2 protein-coding genes are annotated in these 2710 nt (G+C 69.4%); one reads left to right on the top strand and one right to left on the bottom strand.

The genetic code is table 11. The features are described from left to right. The coding region (locus ACRDUX_RS01355; RefSeq protein WP_526410279.1) for a class I tRNA ligase family protein at window positions 1-1588 on the top strand (1588 nt) is incomplete at its 5' end. Between the two features lie 58 nt (window positions 1589-1646). Here ACRDUX_RS01355 and ACRDUX_RS01350 read toward each other — a convergent pair. Beyond that, a partial coding sequence (locus tag ACRDUX_RS01350; protein ID WP_526410277.1) for an amidase occupies window positions 1647-2710 on the bottom strand: 1064 nt, incomplete at its 5' end.

Below are 2710 nucleotides of genomic sequence, written 5' to 3'. Positions count from 1 at the left end.
CATCATGGCGGTGCCGGGGGGCGACCAGCGCGACTGGGACTTCGCGACCGCGTTCGGCCTTCCGATCGTCGAGGTCACCAGCGGTGGCGACGTTTCGCAGGGCGCGCACAGCGGTGACGGCGTTTTGGTGAACTCGGGAGAGTTCGACGGCCTGAGCGTCACGTCGGCCAAGGAGGCCATCATCGCGCGGCTCGAGGCCGAGGGCCATGGCCGCGCCCGTGTCGAGTACAAGTTGCGCGACTGGCTCTTCGCCCGCCAGCGGTACTGGGGCGAGCCGTTCCCGATCGTCTACGACTCAGATGGGCGTGCGCACGGACTGCCCGACTCGGCTCTGCCCGTAGAACTACCAGACGTCCCGGACTACGCGCCGGTGCAGTTCGATCCGGAGGACGCCGACAGCGAGCCGTCGCCGCCGCTGGGCAAGGCGACCGAATGGGTGCACGTCGACCTGGACCTCGGCGAGGGCTTGAAGCCCTACACCCGCGACACCAACGTCATGCCGCAGTGGGCGGGCAGTTCGTGGTACGAGCTGCGCTACGCCGATCCGCACAACTCGGAAGCATACTGCGCCAAGGAGAACGAGGCCTACTGGATGGGCCCGCGGCCATCGGAGCACGGCCCCGCGGACCCCGGCGGCGTCGACCTCTACGTGGGCGGCGTCGAGCACGCGGTGCTGCACCTGCTGTACTCGCGGTTCTGGCACAAGGTGCTCTACGACCTGGGCCACGTGAGCTCGCGCGAGCCGTACCGCCGGCTGGTCAACCAGGGTTACATCCAGGCCTTCGCCTACACCGACTCGCGGGGTTCCTACGTCCCGGCAGCGGAAGTCGTTGAGCGAGAGGGCAAGTACTACTGGCCAGGGCCAGACGGTGAAATAGAGGTCAACCGTGAGTTCGGCAAGATCGGCAAGAGCCTGAAGAACTCCGTGTCACCCGACGAGATCTGCGAGGAGTACGGCGCCGACACCCTGCGCGTCTACGAGATGTCGATGGGTCCGCTCGAGGCGTCGCGGCCGTGGGCGACGAAGGACGTCGTCGGGGCGTACCGGTTCCTGCAGCGGGTGTGGCGCGTCGTCGTCGACGAGGGCACCGGCACCAAGCGGGTGGCCGATCACGAAGAGTTGACCGAGGCCACCCTTCGGCTGCTGAACAAGACCATCGCCGGCGTTGCCGAGGACTATGTGGGGCTGCGCAACAACACCGCTGCGGCCAAGCTCATCGAGTACACGAACCATCTGACCAAGGAGGACGTCAGGGCACGTGCTGCCGTCGAGCCCCTGGTGCTGATGGTGGCGCCGCTGGCGCCGCACCTCGCCGAGGAGTTGTGGCGCCGGTTGGGTCACGACTCGTCGCTGGCGCACGGCCCGTTCCCGACGGCCGACCCGGCGTACCTGGTGGAGGACACCGTCGAGTACCCGGTGCTGGTCAACGGCAAGGTCCGCGGGCGCATCACCGTCGCGGCGGATGCCACCGCCGACGCGGTGGAGACGGCCGCGCTGGTCGACGAGAAGGTGGTCGCGTTCATGGCGGGCGCGGCCCCGAAGAAGGTCATCGTGGTGGCGGGCAAGCTCGTCAACGTCGTCATCTGACCCCCTCCTGCGATTTCGGCGCGGCGAGTTGCGGCCAGCGCAACTGAGCACGCCGAAATCACGCGTTGAGGGGCGGGGTGCGCGGCGGTGACGTGCGCCTGCGCCCGGTGGCCTCCAGCGCGGCGCCGTAGCGAAGCAGCGCGACGTCGTCGTACGCCCGGCCTGCGAACGTCAACCCGACCGGCATGCCGATATCGGCCATCGTGCCCATCGGCACCGTCACGGTCGGGATGCCGAGATGGCGAATCGCCAAGTTGCCGTTGGCCACCCACACCCCGTTGCGCCAGCCGAGGTCGGCCGATTCCGGATTGACGTCCATGTCGGCAGGCCCTACGTCCGCCACCGCGGGGAAGATGACGGCGTCCAGCCGCAACCCGTCCATCCACTCCTCGAGGTCGATCTGCCGGGTGCGTTCCAACGCGTGCACGCCCTCCGGGATGGTCGGGATGGCGAGGAAGGAGTCCACCGGGTGCTCGCGGGCGAACGCCGGATAGTCGGCGATGTCGTCGTCGAAGCCGTCGTAGCGGTCGGGCAGCGCGCCGGGCGGGGGCGGGAAGATGCGAGCGCCGTCCACGTCGGCCAGCCGGTTGAGGGCGGGGTCGCCGTTGGTGGCCAGGAAGTCGTCCCACGCCCACGCCGAGAGGTCGACGATCTCGCGGCGCAGGTACTCCTGGCTGACCAGACCGCGGGTGGCGACGGTCGGGGCACCGGCGCGGTCACCCTCGTAATTGCTGACCACGGGGAAGTCGACGTCGATCACCTCGGCGCCCGCGGCCAGCAGATCACGCCGCACGGCGTCGAACAACACGACGATCGAGGCCCTGGTCTCGATGCGCCGACCCGTCGGACCGCCGATTCCCGTCGCCCCGACGCCGGCATCGGGATCGGCGTTGACGTACATCCGCGGCACGCCGAACCGGCGCCCGGCCAGGTCACGGCGCGCCCGGCCTGCGTCGGTCATCGCGAGTGACCGGTACGACGGAGGCCGCAGCTCGCCGACGCGAGGCAGCGGTACCCACGGCTGCAACCGCCAGAAGTCACCGCGGGCTTCGGGCTCCTCGGCCACGATGACGTCGCGCACCTCGAGCAGGTCTGCCATCGAACGGGTGTGTGGCACAACGA

Source organism: Mycobacterium sp., assembly GCF_050701675.1.
Lineage (GTDB): Bacteria > Actinomycetota > Actinomycetes > Mycobacteriales > Mycobacteriaceae > Mycobacterium.
This window is presented reverse-complemented; position numbering and strand designations above follow the sequence as displayed.